The sequence below is a fragment of the Sporosarcina sp. G11-34 genome (assembly GCF_026931025.1).
Window position 1 is genome coordinate 1 of the sequence record NZ_JAHNZW010000028.1, and the last position, 16,875, is coordinate 16,875.

Below are 16,875 nucleotides of genomic sequence, written 5' to 3' on the forward strand. Positions count from 1 at the left end.
CTTCATTACTGGCTTTCCAGCGCTTGTCGGGGCTAACCAAGCACCGCAACTTTTCTTATTGTCTAGTCTCCAGGCGCCAGATTCTCGGGTCATAAGTCGTTCCAGTTATGTGGCACAGACCGCCACTCCACTGGCCCGTCTTATGCCTTTCGCATCTAAACGGCGCCTTACGCTTTTCCTATTGTCTAGTTTTTGATGCCGAGCCCCTCGAGTCGCTTCAATCCAGTAGACGAAGTCAAAGGGAGACTTCATTACTGGCTTTCCAGCGCTTGTCGGGGCTAACCAAGCACCGCAACTTTTCTTATTGTCTAGTCTCCAGGCGCCAGATTCTCGGGTCATAAGTCGTTCCAGTTATGTGGCACAGACCGCCACTCCACTGGCCCGTCTTATGCCTGTCGCATCTAAACGACGCCTTACGCTTTTCGAAGCTTACATTTTTGTAATACTTCTGAAAGAGAATACGATTGTTGGATTTGTCTTTATTGCCGATAATGTGGGTAACAGCAAAAAGACAGGGGCGTATATGAGATGACAAATACACTAGAAGACTTGTATGAAGAATACGGTCGTTATATATATCATTTATGTTTGAAATTGACGCGTAATAAAGAAGAGGCAGAGGATGTCATGCAGGATGTCTGGGTTAAAGTAATCCGGTATAGTGATAGATTAGAAGATGTTGATCATGTAAAAGGGTGGCTTACAACAATTTGTATGAACACTTTCCGTGATCGCTACCGTAAAAATGTAAGGCACAGCGAACACGTGATGAATCAGCCGTCTACTCTTGACGTTCCGATTCTTGATTTGGTTGCAAGTGATACGTTAACGCCAGGGGACCTTGTTGAACAAAATGATATACAATTACTTGTCCGTCAAAAAGTCGGCGAGTTGGACGCTATTTACCGAACGACAATTGAGTACTTTTATGTTCAGCAGTATTCACTCAATGAAATTGCTGAAGTGATGAAGGTATCCATCGGAACTGTAAAATCAAGATTATTCCGTGCAAGAAGATATTTGAAAGAAATGATGATAGACGATAATGCAACGCGTGAATATGTAATTGCATAGATTACAATGAAAAAGGCAGTCCATTTAATTAGGACTGCCTTTTGCTTATGAAAGTTCCCTTAATTTCTTATTTAGTACTGAAAGTTGTTCTTCCATTGCGCCGAGCCGAATTTCCGCTTTTGCAACAAAACTACGTTGTCCGACGGATTCGAGCTTCTCGATGTCTCCCTGCAAATTAACGTATTCCATTTTTAGTTCCCCGATTTCTCGTTCGATTTGTTTTTTATCCATGCGAAAAACCCCCATCTTTTCCCTCACTATATCATATTGGAGGTTTCTTTTCCTTTGCCGTCATGGGTTTCGCGCTTTGGATAGTCCAGGAAATAGAGAATTGCCTCACATACCATCTCTTTTCCTTCACCTAGATTAAGAGCTGTTTGTCTCGAAATCGCTTTTTTCCGTAGTGAGTTGTGAAGAAGCGGCTCCATAATTGCATTTAATAAGCTGGACTGTTTAACTTTTCTTCCTGGTCCTAGATGAATGAACCCGTTTTTTTCTTTCGGGAATTCTAGGGAGTTCTCAAAATCATTTTGCGCTAGAACGATACAGGGAATTCCCATAACCGCAATTTCATAAGGCATGTACCCAGAAGCGCAAAGAATAATGTCAGCGGTTGAATAAAACTCCGCTGTGTTTAATGGTTGTTCTTGAATAAAGGTATTTCGTCTTCCGAGCGCCATAATCTTAAGTTCGCTTTTATCATGCTTATAATTAGCACCTAATAAGATAGTGACTTTGAGTGGAATTTGTAGCTGTAACATGTGGCGAAGTGCACGGTAGGTCAAGTTCCCAAGGTCCTCATCGCCAAAAGAAATAACAAGATGGGGAAGAGGGCGCGTGATTTCTTTTTGTAATCCCAAATGTTTGTAAGACGTCATATGTTTGTCTGCAATAAAAGTCTCAGCACCAATCACATAGTGATCCGGAAGCTTGTCGTTTGCCTCAGTATAAAGTGTTTGAATGACAAGGTCCGCAACCTTTCCGCCGCCCCCAAAGTCATCGAAGTGAATGACAGATGGAACAACTTTATTAATTTTATCGACTTCTTCTTTTGAAGTTGAACCGCTATCACGCAAAAGTAAATCAGGTTTTATTTTTTCCAATGCACTTAGAAGTTCCGAACTTTTTTTAATTGCAACCTTTTCATAGCCTTCCGGAATTGAAGGGGAACCCTCATTATGAATAAAAACAATATTAATCGTGTCTGGTAACGACTCTGCAATAATTTCAGCCCTTCTTATAGGGTATGTCCCTTTTCCATCCGTGTCACAAACATAAATAGCTAATTTCTTTTCCAGTTGTTCGCCTATTGGAATCACCCTTTCCTATCCAATCGTTTTTTCGTCTCTTTATCGTATGGTTAGTTAAAATAGAATATGAATATTTTGGTTGAATGAAAATAATAATATGGTAAGCTAGTTATATTTCTAGTAAGTGAATGGAGGGATTTACCCATTGTCTGAGTCATTAATATTCAGTTTGATGCTCGTCGTCCTTATCGGTATATTGTCGCAATGGGTGGCCTGGAGATTCCGTATGCCGGCAATTGTTGTGATGTCTGTTGCAGGGCTTTTGGTAGGGCCTATTTTCGGCATCATTAACCCGCAGGAGAGTATGGGCGAATTATTTGAACCGATTATTATTTTTGCGGTTGCGCTTATTTTATTCGAAGGAAGTTTGCATTTAGATTTTAGGGAAATTAGAGGGTTCAATAAACCAGTACTTCGCATTGTTACGATTGGTGCTTTTATCGCATGGATTGCAGGATCTCTTGCAGCACATTATGTGGCGGGCCTATCGTTATCGGTGTCATTTATTATTGGAGGATTGTTTATTGTTACGGGTCCAACGGTTATTTTACCGCTGCTACGACAAGCGAAATTAAAACCGCGTCCGGCCGCGATATTGAAGTGGGAAGGCATTGTCGTCGATCCATTTGGTGCGCTTCTAGCTGTCTTTGCATTTGAATTTATTCGCTTTTTAAATAATGAATTGACGCTTAACTCCTTTCTATTATTCTTTGCGGCATCTATCTTTGCAGTCCTTTTAGGTTGGGGAATTGCACGCATACTCGGGTATGCATTCGAGCGTGGAGGCGTTCCCGAATTCTTGAAATCCCCGGTATTATTTGCAGTAGTTATTTTCACGTTTGTCTTTGCAGATGAAATTATGGAGCAAACGGGCCTTTTGGCTGTTACTGCAATGGGGATGACGATGGCAAATATGCACTTAACATCGATTAGAGAAATTCGACATTTTAAAGAAAATATATCTGTGCTTCTTATTTCCGGTATATTCGTCATGTTAACGGCATCTTTAAATCCGCGTGTACTCATCGAAATTTTCAGTTGGAATATAGTAGCTTTTGTCCTTGTGATGCTGTTTATTGTTCGTCCGTTATCAATTTGGGTTTCGACGATAGGAACAGATCTTACGTGGAGAGAAAAGCTTTTAATCGGCTGGATTGCCCCGCGGGGAATTGTAGCACTTACGGTAGCGGGCTATTTTACGGCCATATTAACAGATCGTGGATATCCTAATGCCGAAATGCTGACTGCGCTGACATTTGCACTTGTCTTTGCGACAGTAGTCGTACACGGGTTCACAATAGGCCCGCTTGCCAAGAAATTAAACTTAACGACGACGGACGAATCAGGTGTGCTAATCGTCGGTGGAAGCCGTTTTTCTGCAGAGTTCGCAAAATCAGTGGTTGAGACTGGAAACAAAGTGCTGGTTATTGACCAAACATGGGTAGGGTTAACGCATGTTCGAAAGCATGGTCTTAATGGGTACGTCGGAGATATTCTTACGGAACAACTTGATTATCAGCTTGATTTGACGCCTTATCGCTTTATGCTGGCGATGTCCAAGAATGATGTATATAACGCACATGTCTGTGAAGATTTTGCGCCAGATCTTGGCCGTGGCCACTTGTTTCAAACGGCCTATCATCCAGGCAATGAAAATGTTTCCGTGGCTGTGCCTAGCGGGAAAAGTCTATTTACACCGTCAGTTTCCATCAACGAACTTGAGGAACGGATGAATATGGGTCATGTCATTCGTAAAACGCCAATTACAAAACAATATAGTTATACTCAATATTTACGAGAACGCGATGATAAATCGATTCTTCTATACATCTTAAAACCGGATAATTCAATTGAGTTTTACTCAACGAAAAGAGAACTGCAAGCACAAGCAGGAGATCTGGTAATTTCGTTAACGTCACCAGCAAAAACAATTGAACGAGTAAAAGAAAGACTTGAAGAAGAAAATGGTGAAACAGAAATTCCAATGGAAAACTTGGAAGAACTATTTATGAAGTGATGTAAGATATTTAGATAAGAGTAGCTGTCGGTCCTTAATTGGTGGCCGATAGCTATTTTTTTGTTGGGGATCGTCTTAAATCTAGAAATACTGGAAGCGCGTAAACTTCCGGGAGTGCGCATAATTCTACGGAAGCGCGCATAACTCTCTGGAAGTGAGCATAACTCGTTGTATCCGCGCATAACTCTCTGGAAGTGAGCATAACTCGTTGTATCCGCGCATAACTCTCTGGAAGTGAGCATAACTCGTTGTATCCGCGCATAACTCTCTGGAAGTGAGCATAACTCGTTGTAACCGAGCATAACTCACCGGAAGCGCGCATAAATCCCTGCAATGACGCATAACTACTTCAACGCCAACCATTCGCGTGACATGCATGGAACCCGAATCTCCTTTATAATGGAGAACATGAAGAAAGGGGATTTATTTATGTCTAAATCACTTGTATTAGCTGAGAAGCCTTCGGTAGCGCGCGATATTGCGCGGGTACTTGGCTGTAATAAAAAAGGTAACGGATTCCTTGAGGGAACGAAATATATTGTCACGTGGGCGTTAGGCCATCTTGTGACGCATGCTGATCCAGAGGGGTATGGCAACGAATATAAAGAATGGAAGTTGGAGCACCTACCAATTCTTCCGGACCCATTTAAGCTTGTACCGATTCGTCAAACAACGAAGCAATTTAATGCGGTTAAAGCGCAAATGAAACGAAACGATGTAAAAGATATCATCATCGCGACAGACGCGGGGCGTGAAGGCGAGCTTGTTGCTAGATGGATTCTTGAGCAAGCTAAAATTAGAAAGCCTGTTAAACGGTTGTGGATTTCATCTGTAACGGACAAAGCAATTAATGATGGATTCAACAACTTAAAAGATGGTCGAGCTTATGAAAATCTATACGCCGCAGCAGTTGCACGTGCGGAAGCGGACTGGGTTGTCGGCATAAACGCAACGCGTGCGCTGACAGTTAAATACAATGCTCAACTTTCTACAGGACGTGTTCAGACACCAACACTGGCAATGATAGCTGAACGTGAGAAGCAGATTAGTGGGTTTAAACCTATGGCTTTTTATGGCATGCAAGCAATAACCGAAAAAACGACATTCGTTTGGCATGATAAATCGGGTCAAACGCGTTCATTTGATAAAGCTTTAATTGAAAAACAATTAACGAAACTCGACAGCATTCATTCAGGGACGGTAACAGATGTGAAAACATCGCCAAAATCCCAACCAGCACCGCATTTATTCGACTTAACGGAGCTGCAAAAAGAGGCACATCGCCGTTGGTCATGGTCGGCAAAAGAGACGCTTTCAACGCTTCAAAATTTATACGAGCGACATAAAGCGGTTACTTATCCACGAACTGATTCCAAGCATTTAACGTCTGACATGGAAAGTACGTTAATCGACCGCATTAAAGCAGTAGATATTGCCCCGTATAGGAAGGCAGCTAATATGATTTTGCGTTCGGGAAATGTTAAACCGCAACGGGGCGTCATAGACGATAAAAAAGTAACGGATCACCACGCCATCATTCCGACAGAGGAAACACCGCTACTACAAAACTTATCTGACAGCGAACAACGATTATACGGCATGATCGTCAACCGATTCCTGGCAGTTTTCTTCGGACCGTATCGCTATGATCAAGTGACAGCAGAACTTGCAATCGGAGATGAAACGTTTAAAGCAGGTGGACGTACGGTTACAGACGAGGGTTGGAAAAAGGTCTACGGGGATAGCTCTGAAAAAGACGAGACACTTCCAGCATTCGTAAAAGGAGAAAAAGTCGGGGTTCGTGCCGTCACAATGACAGACGGGGAAACGAAACCGCCAGCTCGTTTTAACGAAGGAACGCTTCTAGCAGCGATGGAAAACCCAAGCCAATTTATGCAGGGCGAATCTAAAGAACTAATTAAAACACTTGGAGAAGTAGGTGGACTGGGGACGGTTGCGACACGTGCTGACGTCATCGAGAGGCTTTTCAAGTCGTTCGTTCTTGAGAAAAAAGGGAATGACATTTACACGACGTCAAAAGGAAGACAACTTCTTGAACTTGTACCCGAAGATTTAAAATCACCTGCACTGACAGCTGAGTGGGAACAGGGACTTACGAAAATCGCGGCAGGGAAGATGAAAAAAGAAGCGTTCATGAAAGAGATGATTGCCTTTTCTAAAAAAGTTGTCACAGAGATAAAAACTGATGATAAAAAGTTTAGGCATGATAATGTTACCGGAAGAACGTGCCCAGACTGCGATAAACTTTTACTCGAAGTAAACGGCAAGCGAGGAAAGATGCATGTTTGTCAGGACCGCGAATGCGGATTTCGTCGTAGTATTTCAAGACAGACAAATGCAAGATGTCCGGATTGTAAAAAACGTTTGGAACTTCGCGGAGAAGGCGACGGGCAAATCTTTGTCTGCTCATGTGGGCATAGAGAGCGATTATCAGCATTTGAAAAACGCAGAGCCGCTTCAGGTGGAAAAGGCGCAGGTAAACGAGATGTTCAAAAGTATTTGAAAAAGCAAGATGAGCCAGAAAATAACGCGATGGCAGAGGCTTTGAAGAAGCTATTTGATAAGTAAAAAGCTCTCTGGTTTTTATTGAGGTAAAGAAGTGATATAATTTATTTACCTGTAAGTCTAGAAATCAGTTACTTACTCGAAATTCCTATTCTTTTCATGTTCACTTACAAAAGAATGGCTTTAAACACCATTTACCAAGCACTCAAAAAATCGCGTAAAATGATGAAGGGCTACCAGTTGGGAATGGTGGCCTTTTCATATTAACTTCATTTATAGGATAAGGCGGGAGACAAATGGCAAAACCAATTCGTACAGTGAAAACGAATGCAGTTAGAATTCTAGAAGGGGAAAATATAGCCTACGAACTAATAGAATATGATGTAACTGACGGTCTTGTCGACGGTGTTTCCGTTGCCGAAAAGACGGGACAACCGGTGGAAATAGTATATAAAACCCTTGTAGCAAAAGCGAATCAGCGAGAATTATTCGTGTTTTTATTGCCAGTAGATTTAGAACTTGATTTAAAGAAAGCAGCAAAAGCGGCCGGCGTAAAGAAAATTGACATGCTACCATTAAAAGACTTAACGAAAGAGACAGGATATGTGCGTGGTGGCTGTTCTGCGGTTGGTATGAAGCGGAAGTACCCGACGTTCATTGATGAAGCTGCACTGAATTTAAATGAAATAATTGTAAGTGCAGGAAAACCGGGTATGCAAATGTTGCTGTCACCTACTGAACTTGCAAGTGTCACGGAAGCAGTATTTAAGGACATAGTAAAAAGATAAAATACCATTCGATTTTAAACAAATAGGAAACAATGAATAGAATATACATATCGACAAGAGTATGACTTTGAGTAGATAGAGAGAAGGAACTAAATGAGAAAGATAAAACTATGGCGATGGGCATTTTACTTTGCTGGTTTGCTCGTCGTATCATTGGGTATTTCAATGACCATAAAAGGTTACCGGCTAGGCGTTGGACCTTGGGATGTACTTCATGTCGGCTTATATAAAAACCTTGGGCTAACAATTGGCTCGTGGAGTATTATTTCAGGCTTGGTAATTATTATTGTAACAGCAGCATTTTTAAAAGAATGGCCTAAAATAGGGACCTGGTTAAACATGATTTTACTTGGAATATTTATTGATTTTTTCAATTGGTTAATTCCAGATTATGAAACACTGGGCGCACAGTCAGTCATCTTTGTGCTCGGCATCATTGTTATGGGGTATGGCGCTGGTCTTTATATTGCTCCAAATATCGGCGCAGGCCCTCGAGATAGTTTAATGCTTCTCGTTGTCGATAAATTCGGCTTGAGTATTAAGAGAGCGCGGACAATAATTGAAGTAGTAGTGGCGCTACTTGGTTGGCTCCTTGGGGGGCCAATAGGTGTCGGAACTGTCGTCATTGCACTCTTGCTGGGGCAATTAGTGCATTACACACTTCCGTTAAACAGAAAGCTGCTCATGAAGATTATAGGCGAGACGGATGAGAAAGTATTACTTTGATTTAAGATGATTTAGCACGAGCACATATTTTAGTGCCGTGCTTTTTTGGGTTGTCCAAGCATAAGCTATTTGTATGAATAGAAAGGATGTGCGGACATGTATGGAACGGTAACGAATTACATGGGAACAGCCTATACGGGGCTTGGTATTTCACATAAATATAACGAGATGATTGCTTCGGCTAAACAAACATTTTTTTTGAAATGCCCGCCGACGACTGCAATATCTAATTTATTATCAACGACTGGCATGCATTATGTAAAACGTGGATTTGATATTGATAAATTTATGAATCCAGCGCAACCTGATCAGACGGATGCCATTTATGTAAAGGGTCTTGACCTGTTCTTTATTCAAGCATCGCATCCGATAGCTCTTGAACCTTCGGATATTGGCGGTCGACACCGTGTGATTAGTTTTTATGATATGTATGATGAGAGAAAGTTACGCGAGCAAAATAAAGTAATTGTGGAGAAACTAGAAGTTGCAGAAAAAGCATTAGAAAAGTCATTAGGTGCACTTTCAGATGCTAAGAAAATTCACGATGAATGGGAAACAGTTAATATTAAACGAATGATCTGGCCACAGCATGAAGCGTTAATTGAATCTTTAAAAGAGGAATTATTTGGGACGATAACGTTGAATAAAAAGTCAGTGGTGTCACATCGACTTATTGGTTCATTAACCTCCGCTGGTGCTTATGATTTTATCCCATCTATAACGAGTCGTTTAAATCGCCGGATGCTTATTAACGGGTTGCCGGGAACAGGGAAGTCAACGCTCATGAAGGCGCTGGGCCGTGAAGCGGAAAAACGCGGTTTTGATGTGCTTTATGGCTGGTGTGGGTTAGATCCTGAAGGTGTTGATCTCGTACAATTCCCCGAGCTATCCGTTTGTCTATTTGACGCGACACAACCACATGCCTACGACCCTGAACATAAGGGGGACGAAATTGTAGACTTGGTAAAAATGTGTGAGGAAAATAAAGAGGCTGAGGAAGAAATAGGTTTGATTGACGAAGCCTACCGGGAAAAAATTCTTGACGCGACCGGGTATATGCAAACATTTGCACAAGCTGAAAAAGTAGTGAAAATTACTATGGATTCGGCAATAAAGGATGCAGTATTCCAAGAGAAATCGGAATTTCTAATCGACATAAACTGACAGGCATATGGACAGTATGATAAAGTAAAGTCATATATGTCTGAAAGGAAGAGTGCCATGTCTAAAAAATTGGATGCGTTTTTAACAGATAACTTAACAGAACTTCGTGATGCAGGTTTGTATAATGAAATCGATGCTGTCGAAGGTCCGAACGGTGCAGTTATTAAAGTAGGAGGAAAAGATTTAATTAACCTATCCTCAAATAACTACCTCGGTTTGGCAACAGATGAGGATCTGAAACAGTTAGCAAAAGACGCAATCGATCAATACGGAGTCGGTGCGGGAGCAGTTCGTACGATTAACGGAACGCTTGATCTCCACATTGAACTTGAGAAGAAACTTGCAGAGTTCAAGGGAACAGAAGCAGCAATCTCATACCAATCTGGTTTTAACTGTAATATGGCTGCAATTTCTGCAGTAATGAATAAACAAGATGCAATTCTTTCTGATGAATTAAATCACGCGTCAATCATTGACGGATGTCGTTTGTCTGGTGCAAAAGTTATCCGTGTGAAACACCAAGATATGGATGATCTTCGTGAAAAAGCGAAAGAAGCAACAGAATCAGGTTTGTACAATAAAGTAATGTACATTACAGACGGTGTTTTCTCAATGGATGGTAACATTGCCAACCTTCCTGAAGCAGTGAAAATTGCTAAGGAATTTGACCTTATCACTTATGTTGATGATGCACACGGATCGGGTGTAACGGGTAAAGGAAAAGGAACTGTTAAGCATTTCGGTCTTGAAAAAGAAGTCGACATGCAGATGGGTACGCTTTCGAAAGCAGTGGGTGTTGTCGGCGGATATGTCGCTGGAAAACAAAACCTCATTGATTGGTTGAAAGTTCGTTCACGTCCGTTCCTATTCTCGACAGCTGTAACGCCAGCAGATGTTGCTGCAACAATTGGTGCGCTACAAAAGATTATTGATTCGACAGAACTTCACGATAAATTATGGGATAACGGCGATTATTTGAAAGCAGGTCTGAAAAAACTTGGCTTTGATATCGGTGTATCTGAAACGCCAATTACGCCATGTATCATCGGTGAAGAGAAATTGACGCAACAGTTTTCAAAACGTTTGATGGAAGAAGGCGTTTACGCAAAAGCAATCGTCTTCCCAACCGTACCAAGCGGAAAAGGCCGTGTTCGTAACATGCCAATCGCATCACATACGAAAGAAATGCTCGACGAAGCGCTTAACGTATATGAAAAAGTTGGAAAAGAACTCGGTATTATTTCATAACAATAAGGAAACCCTAGACAGCACAACTGTCTAGGGTTTTTTTAATTTAATTTGATTAGGTTGAGTTGAAAATTGTGACGCTACGGTAGGAATAGCGTTAGGCCGCTGAAAAAGTCTGGTTTTCTTTAATCATGTTTATTAATTGGGTCAGCTCATTTAGTAACAATATCTATACCAACATATCTAATTGCTCTGTTCCAAGCGCCTCATTGTGTGATGTAGCACATAACGCTGCATGCCAAGAGCGCTTTCGATTGATTTAGTGGACTCTCTCCTGAACTCTTCCATATCGCCTCGCTTTTTCGCCGCCAATGCATGTATAGAGTGGGTCATCCAAGGGATCTCCAGCTTTTCCAAATGATCAGAGGCTTCATCGAGACGATTTTGTAATACGTAGGCATATGCATGGTAGTAATGGCGATAGTCTAGGCCTTCAATTTTCTCAGCGTGCTCGAGAATTCCGTTTGGTTTATTATGGAAAATGGCGAGATTTGCACCGTAGACATCATGCATATCTTCTTGATCATATGTATTCATAACACGCTTTAAGGCAACTTCAATATTCTGATCATTGCCATTACCTAAAGCATAGGAATAACTAAAAATAGGTTGATCGGAATGGCGCTTAACATATCGATTAATGGCATTAATAGATTTTGATCTGTATATGATATGAGCCGGCCAGAAAACCGAATAGGCGAGGTAAAGCAAAATGACGAGGGTAAAAACAAGCCATTTTGGAATACCTATTAATAATAGGCCAATCCCCAAAAGGCTGGCAGTGATAACAATCGTGGCAAAACGTAATAACTTCGATAAAACTGATGGTTTATTTTTCAATTGTAGGCACCTCATGTTTTCTTTAATTATAACAGAAAAATACAAGGAACTTCATAGAAAGTGGAAGAAGAGGTTGTCTTTTAGGTGAGAACATTTTATAATGAATTGAAGCCGAAATGGCTAGTGTTTATAAATGAATATAAATTAGTGTCCTTTGCATAAACACAATTGACCGTAAGTGAAGGGAGTAATAAAATGAAGAAAATTATTGTAACAGGCGCACAAGGCCAAATAGGTTCAGAACTAATAACAAAACTACGTTCAGAATATGGGACGGACAATGTATTGGCTACGGATATCCGTGAGGCGAGTACGGAGGCTGCACAGGCAGGTCCCTATGAAATACTAGATGTCACGGATGCAAAAAGTATGCATGCATTGGCGAAAGACTTTGGCGCAGATACGATGATGCATATGGCGGCACTTTTATCAGCTAAAGCAGAGGAAAGCCCATTACTAGCCTGGAATTTAAATATGGGTGGACTTATGAATGCGCTTGAAGTTTCGCGTGAATTAAATATGCAGTTCTTCACTCCAAGTTCGATTGGTGCATTTGGTCCAACAACACCGAAAAATGAAACACCACAAGAAACATTGCAACGTCCGACGACAATGTACGGTGTTAATAAAGTCGCGGGAGAATTATTATGCGATTATTACTTCACTAAATTTGGGCTCGATACACGAGGTGTACGATTCCCTGGACTCATTTCGAACGTAGCCAAACCAGGCGGCGGGACAACGGATTATGCAGTCGATATATACTATAAAGCACTTGAAGAGGGAAAATATAAGTCTTACATCGCCGAAGGAACATATATGGATATGATGTATATGCCCGATGCATTGCAGGCGATCGTTGATTTGCTAGAAGCGGATCCGGCAAAACTGATTCACCGAAATGCATTCAACGTAACTGCGATGAGTTTCGAACCAGCAGAAATTGCTGCTTCTATAAAAAATCATTTGCCAAAATTTGAAATGAGTTATGACGTCGATCCCATCAGACAAGAAATTGCAGACAGCTGGCCCGATTCAATCGATCCATCCGCTGCAGTTGCCGAGTGGGGATTCAAAGCGAAGTATGACTTGGATGCAATGACAATTGATATGTTGGATAAATTAAAAGTAAAACTTAAGATTTAACAAGTTATAAACCGCGGGGGAATGAACTCCGCGGTTTTTTATTTGGGTGAATTCTGATGATTGTTGCATAAAATATGCGTCCGCGAGCATAAAGCAGAAAAACCGAGCATAAGTCACACCAAAGTGAGCATAAAATCAACGGAAACGCGCATAAACAGGATTATCCGCGCATAAGACAGCGCCGTGCGCATAAAACTGGAACTCTGCGCATAAATCGCTGAAACCGAGCATAACCTCATCGGAAACGCGCATAAACAAAATTAACCGCGCATAAGCCCCAGTTGCATAAAATAAAACGAAAAAATCCCCGGCACAATTTGTGTCGGGGATTCTAGTAAAACTTTAAAACAATAAGTGTGCGACTCCTGCGACGATAGGTAGTGCGATAAGCGTACGCAGTAAGAAAATAATGACGAGATCCAAGAAGTTTACTGGAATCTTAGAACCAAGAAGGAGTCCACCAACTTCCGCCATGAAAATAAGTTGCGTAACGGAAATCGTAGCGACAACGAATAATGTTAATTCCGATGTTATCATGCCCTCAGCCAAAATGACGGGGAGGAACATATCCGTGAAACCAACGACCATAAGTTGTGCGGCTTCAGCAGCTTCGGGAATCCCGAGTATGGAAAGGATTGGCTCGAACGGCTTCCCTAAGATCGAAAATACCGATGTGTACTCTGCTAAAATAAGGGCTGCTGTACCGAAAGCCATAACGATTGGAATGACACCAATCCACATATCCAATACGTTTTTCAAGCCGTCTTTAAACGTTTTTCCGAAAGAATGGTTTTTACTGGCTTTCTCTAATGCATTTTCAAGTCCGTGTGAAAATGAATTGTAGCCCGGAGGCAATTTCTCTTCATCGCCCGTAAATTTGCTTCCATCAATGTACTCATCTGCCTTGCCTGCAAGCGGATAAATCCGTGGCATAATAAAAGCTAGGACAAGCCCAGTAAGAATGACGGTACCGTAGAATGGAATGAAGTATGCACTGAGTCCTACGTAATCGATGATGATGATTGAAAATGTAATTGAGACTACCGAAAATGTCGTTCCGATGGTGGCAGCTTCTTTTTTAGTGTAATAGCCTTCTTCATACTGCTTACTTGTTAATAAAACACCAATTGTTCCATCACCGATAAAAGAAGTAAGTGCATCGATAGAGGAACGCCCGGGTAGTTTGAATAGTGGGCGCATCACTTTCACCATCAACGTTCCAAAAAATTCGAGCAATCCGAAATTTAGAAGCAGTGGCAGAAGTAAGCCAGCAAATAAGAAGATTGTAAATAGAAAAGTAACAAGTCCTTCATCTGCGTTAAGTAGTAACCCACCTGTATTTTCGCTCCAAATCCATTCAGGGCCAATTTCAAGAATAACAAGTACAGCGAAAATAGCTCCGATAATTCGAGTTACGACCCAAAAGATCGATACGTTGAATAAACCAGTAATAAATGAAGGGTTTACTTCATCCTTACTGCGGAATAGGTAGACAAGCGAACCGAGTGCCGCAATAATAAGAATGATCGTTGCGGTCCATGGCATAATAGGTGCAACGGATTCGGATAGAATCGCCGCTAATGTCGCGATTGGTACTTTCCATTCATCGGTAAGTTTCAGTGGAATCATAAATAAGATAATCCCGAGAATAGAAGGAATAAGGAATAATAGCCATGTTGATAAATTATGTTTTTTCAATTTATGTTCGCCCCTATGTAGATAGATTGTGTGTGTATAATTATACATTCTAACGTATTTTAATATTTATGTAAATGGTTTGAGGAAATCTCCCAATGTCTATTAATTCTAACATTAAAGATCTTTGGTGTGTGTAAATATATGTAATTAATTACCCATTAAGTGATTGACTAGTCTGATAGTGTGGCGTATCGTTAATATATTATAGTGAACTAGTTTAGGTGCATAATTGATGGGGGAGTATGAGATGAAACTTGAGGGGAAAGTAGCATTAATAACAGGTGGGGCAAATGGTATTGGTAAAGTGACAGCGAAGCGTTTCTTAACAGAGGGAGCAAAAGTCGTCATTAGTGATATCAATGAAGAAATGGGAAATGAAACAGTGGGGGAGCTTCAACGGTACGGAGAAATAACATTTGTTCAAGCGGATGTTTCTAATACTGAGCAAGTAGAAAAAATGGTTGACTCAATAGTTAAGGCTTATCAGAAGATTGATATCCTCATAAATAATGCAGGTATAACAATTGATGGCATGCTGACAAAAATGGATGAAAGTTCATGGGAGAAAGTCCTTTCAGTCAACTTGTCCGGAGTTTTCAAATGCACAAAGGCTGTTGTTCCAGTTATGTTGGAACAAGGATCAGGCGTCATTTTGAATGCGTCATCAGTCGTTGGTATCCACGGCAATATTGGACAAACGAATTACGCAGCAACAAAAGCAGGTGTTATTGGACTGACGAAAAGTTGGGCCAAAGAATTTGGTGCAAAAGGAATTCGTGTAAATGCAGTTGCGCCGGGGTTTATCGCAACGGATATGACCGCGACAATCCCGCAGAAACTATTAGATGTAATGGAATATAAAACACCACTAAGGAAACTAGGAAAGCCCGAAGACATCGCAGCAGCTTACCTTTACCTAGCTTCAGATGATGCAAACTTCGTTACAGGCACCATACTTAACGTAGATGGTGGTCTTGTTCCATAAAAAAACCCGTAAAAGCGGTTAATCGCTTTTACGGGTTTTTGTCTATATATAGATCACTCGAAGTCTTTATCCCAATTATACGAATAGAAACGTTCATAACGTACCCATTTCATCGCTTCGGGATCATTTGCTGCAAGTTTCGCTTCCAATTCCCTCATCATCCAAACGGTTTGAGATTCATGAGCTTTCAGCGTTGCAAGTTTTTCTGTAGTCGTGTCTTTGATGTCGTGAATAATATCAGGTTCGCCGATATTTTCTACCGTGTCATTGGCAAATGCAACCGTATAAAGTTTCGGACGCTCTGTTTCCTTCATGCGACGGACCGCACGAACAACTGCACGCGCTGTAGCTTCATGGTCAGGATGGACAGAGTAACCCGGGTAAAAAGTTATAACCAGCGAAGGATTTGTTTCTTCAATTAAATCTTCCACCATCTTAACCATTTCTTCGTCATCTTCAAATTCTAATGTTTTATCGCGGAATCCCATCATTCGTAAATCATCGAGACTCATCGCTTTGCAGGCATTTTCAAGTTCAGCTTTGCGGACCATCGGTAAAGTTTCGCGGTTAGCGAACTGTGGATTCCCGAGGTTTCGACCCATTTCACCAAGAGTGAGACATGCATAAGTAACAGGAATGCCCATTTTTCGATATTGTGCAATTGAACCGGAAATCCCGAATGCTTCATCATCGGGGTGGGGAAGTATAACTAATACATGACGTTCATTTACTAACATGGGGTGTGCCTCCTACTTTTAATTATGTGAATGGTGTTTCGCTTATGTGCAGTGCAACACAAAGTTTTCCTTCAGAATCGAGGCCTGCCATAAGAAGTCGGCCGTGCTCATCGACTGTGAAGTGAGTAATACCTTGTGCATAAACCCAACCTAATGGAAGTTTTAAGCCAACTCTATGTGGTGACTCTCCTTCGATTTTACCTATTTCAAAATTGATAACAACATTGCGAATGAATGCGCCAGCGTTTAAGATACCTTCATTGAAGTGGCCTGCATAGGATCCGTTCGTCGTTTCTAAATGGATGTATACATCTTTATTGGCAAAGGAAGAAATTAATTCCTGTACGTGTTCTTGTTTTACAATCTCCATGCAAAATCCTCCTAAATTCAATAGCAGTCTATAAATTAGTATATCTTGATAACAGTTGCATTGCGATTTGCTTGCTCAAAGACTAGAAACTCATTATTAAAATCGAGTAGGAGGGAGTGATTAACTCCCGACCTCTCACACCACCGTACGTACCGTTCGGTATACGGCGGTTCAATTAAGATTGATGACGCAAAACTTCATAACGTGATGATAAACTTTTGAGCCCTTGATGATTCCAATAGGAAT

General features: G+C 41.2%; 15 protein-coding genes. 9 read left to right on the forward strand and 6 right to left on the reverse strand.

All coding sequences use genetic code 11. From position 1 onward, the window contains the following. Positions 1 to 528 precede the first annotated feature (528 nt). The gene (locus KSU66_RS20945) at positions 529 to 1,074 is read left to right on the forward strand and encodes an RNA polymerase sigma factor (RefSeq protein ID WP_269053392.1); all 546 of its coding nucleotides are present in this window, start codon (positions 529 to 531) and stop codon (positions 1,072 to 1,074) included. Between the two features lie 45 nt (positions 1,075 to 1,119). On the opposite strand, the gene KSU66_RS20950 is transcribed toward KSU66_RS20945, so the two are convergent. After that, positions 1,120 to 1,305 carry an SE1832 family protein gene (locus tag KSU66_RS20950; RefSeq protein WP_269053393.1) on the reverse strand — a complete coding sequence of 62 codons (186 nt, stop codon included), beginning with the start codon at positions 1,303 to 1,305 and terminating at the stop codon, positions 1,120 to 1,122. Between the two features lie 26 nt (positions 1,306 to 1,331). After that, positions 1,332 to 2,393, reverse strand: a complete 1,062-nt coding sequence (locus KSU66_RS20955; protein ID WP_269053394.1) for a PseG/SpsG family protein — start codon at positions 2,391 to 2,393, stop codon at positions 1,332 to 1,334. Positions 2,394 to 2,529: 136 nt separating this feature from the next. Between KSU66_RS20955 and KSU66_RS20960 the strand changes: the two genes are divergently transcribed. The 6 genes from KSU66_RS20960 (at position 2,530) to KSU66_RS20985 (ending at position 10,853) form a co-directional block, all read left to right on the forward strand. Beyond that, positions 2,530 to 4,401: a cation:proton antiporter gene (locus tag KSU66_RS20960; protein ID WP_269053395.1), complete on the forward strand. Its 1,872-nt coding sequence runs from the start codon at positions 2,530 to 2,532 to the stop codon at positions 4,399 to 4,401. A gap of 429 nt (positions 4,402 to 4,830) precedes the next feature. Beyond that, a complete protein-coding gene (locus tag KSU66_RS20965) occupies positions 4,831 to 6,990 on the forward strand; it encodes a DNA topoisomerase III (protein WP_269053396.1) in 2,160 nt (719 codons plus the stop codon). A gap of 233 nt (positions 6,991 to 7,223) precedes the next feature. Continuing rightward, positions 7,224 to 7,715 carry a Cys-tRNA(Pro) deacylase gene (ybaK, locus tag KSU66_RS20970; protein ID WP_269053397.1) on the forward strand — a complete coding sequence of 164 codons (492 nt, stop codon included), beginning with the start codon at positions 7,224 to 7,226 and terminating at the stop codon, positions 7,713 to 7,715. 93 nt (positions 7,716 to 7,808) lie between these two features. Continuing rightward, on the forward strand, positions 7,809 to 8,441 hold the full coding sequence (locus KSU66_RS20975; RefSeq protein ID WP_269053398.1) for a YczE/YyaS/YitT family protein: 633 nt from the start codon (positions 7,809 to 7,811) through the stop codon (positions 8,439 to 8,441). A 96-nt stretch (positions 8,442 to 8,537) separates the two neighbouring features. After that, positions 8,538 to 9,605, forward strand: a complete 1,068-nt coding sequence (locus KSU66_RS20980) for a hypothetical protein (RefSeq protein WP_269053399.1) — start codon at positions 8,538 to 8,540, stop codon at positions 9,603 to 9,605. A gap of 57 nt (positions 9,606 to 9,662) precedes the next feature. Beyond that, entirely contained in the window at positions 9,663 to 10,853 is a 1,191-nt protein-coding gene (locus KSU66_RS20985; protein ID WP_269053400.1) for a glycine C-acetyltransferase, read from the forward strand. Between the two features lie 183 nt (positions 10,854 to 11,036). Here the strand turns inward: KSU66_RS20985 and KSU66_RS20990 are convergent, their stop codons facing one another. Then, a complete protein-coding gene (locus KSU66_RS20990) occupies positions 11,037 to 11,693 on the reverse strand; it encodes a hypothetical protein (protein ID WP_269053401.1) in 657 nt (218 codons plus the stop codon). Positions 11,694 to 11,888: 195 nt separating this feature from the next. On the opposite strand from KSU66_RS20990, the gene KSU66_RS20995 reads away from it, so the two are divergent. After that, the gene (locus KSU66_RS20995) at positions 11,889 to 12,839 is read left to right on the forward strand and encodes an L-threonine 3-dehydrogenase (RefSeq protein WP_269053402.1); all 951 of its coding nucleotides are present in this window, start codon (positions 11,889 to 11,891) and stop codon (positions 12,837 to 12,839) included. Positions 12,840 to 13,181: 342 nt separating this feature from the next. On the opposite strand, the gene KSU66_RS21000 is transcribed toward KSU66_RS20995, so the two are convergent. Then, the gene (locus tag KSU66_RS21000; RefSeq protein WP_269053403.1) at positions 13,182 to 14,537 is read right to left on the reverse strand and encodes a YjiH family protein; all 1,356 of its coding nucleotides are present in this window, start codon (positions 14,535 to 14,537) and stop codon (positions 13,182 to 13,184) included. A gap of 247 nt (positions 14,538 to 14,784) precedes the next feature. Here KSU66_RS21000 and fabG point away from each other — a divergent pair, with 247 nt between their 5' ends. Then, positions 14,785 to 15,522 carry a 3-oxoacyl-ACP reductase FabG gene (gene fabG, locus KSU66_RS21005; protein WP_269053404.1) on the forward strand — a complete coding sequence of 246 codons (738 nt, stop codon included), beginning with the start codon at positions 14,785 to 14,787 and terminating at the stop codon, positions 15,520 to 15,522. Positions 15,523 to 15,575: 53 nt separating this feature from the next. Here fabG and bshB2 read toward each other — a convergent pair whose 3' ends face one another. Together bshB2 and KSU66_RS21015 are read right to left on the reverse strand one after the other, a co-directional pair. Continuing rightward, a complete protein-coding gene (gene bshB2 / locus KSU66_RS21010; RefSeq protein ID WP_269053405.1) occupies positions 15,576 to 16,259 on the reverse strand; it encodes a bacillithiol biosynthesis deacetylase BshB2 in 684 nt (227 codons plus the stop codon). A 22-nt stretch (positions 16,260 to 16,281) separates the two neighbouring features. After that, positions 16,282 to 16,629: a YojF family protein gene (locus KSU66_RS21015; protein WP_269053406.1), complete on the reverse strand. Its 348-nt coding sequence runs from the start codon at positions 16,627 to 16,629 to the stop codon at positions 16,282 to 16,284. Between the last annotated feature and the right edge of the window lie 246 nt (positions 16,630 to 16,875).

Excerpts from the sequence above, each read along its gene's own strand:
- fabG (WP_269053404.1), top strand. The coding sequence starts at position 14,785 with ATGAAACTTGAGGGGAAAGTAGCATTAATAACAGGTGGGGCAAATGGT.
- KSU66_RS20965 (WP_269053396.1), top strand. The coding sequence starts at position 4,831 with ATGTCTAAATCACTTGTATTAGCTGAGAAGCCTTCGGTAGCGCGCGAT.
- bshB2 (WP_269053405.1), bottom strand. The coding sequence starts at position 16,259 with ATGTTAGTAAATGAACGTCATGTATTAGTTATACTTCCCCACCCCGAT.
- KSU66_RS20945 (WP_269053392.1), top strand. The coding sequence starts at position 529 with ATGACAAATACACTAGAAGACTTGTATGAAGAATACGGTCGTTATATA.
- ybaK (WP_269053397.1), top strand. The coding sequence starts at position 7,224 with ATGGCAAAACCAATTCGTACAGTGAAAACGAATGCAGTTAGAATTCTA.
- KSU66_RS20980 (WP_269053399.1), top strand. The coding sequence starts at position 8,538 with ATGTATGGAACGGTAACGAATTACATGGGAACAGCCTATACGGGGCTT.
- KSU66_RS20975 (WP_269053398.1), top strand. The coding sequence starts at position 7,809 with ATGAGAAAGATAAAACTATGGCGATGGGCATTTTACTTTGCTGGTTTG.
- KSU66_RS21015 (WP_269053406.1), bottom strand. The coding sequence starts at position 16,629 with ATGGAGATTGTAAAACAAGAACACGTACAGGAATTAATTTCTTCCTTT.
- KSU66_RS20985 (WP_269053400.1), top strand. The coding sequence starts at position 9,663 with ATGTCTAAAAAATTGGATGCGTTTTTAACAGATAACTTAACAGAACTT.
- KSU66_RS20950 (WP_269053393.1), bottom strand. The coding sequence starts at position 1,305 with ATGGATAAAAAACAAATCGAACGAGAAATCGGGGAACTAAAAATGGAA.
- KSU66_RS20995 (WP_269053402.1), top strand. The coding sequence starts at position 11,889 with ATGAAGAAAATTATTGTAACAGGCGCACAAGGCCAAATAGGTTCAGAA.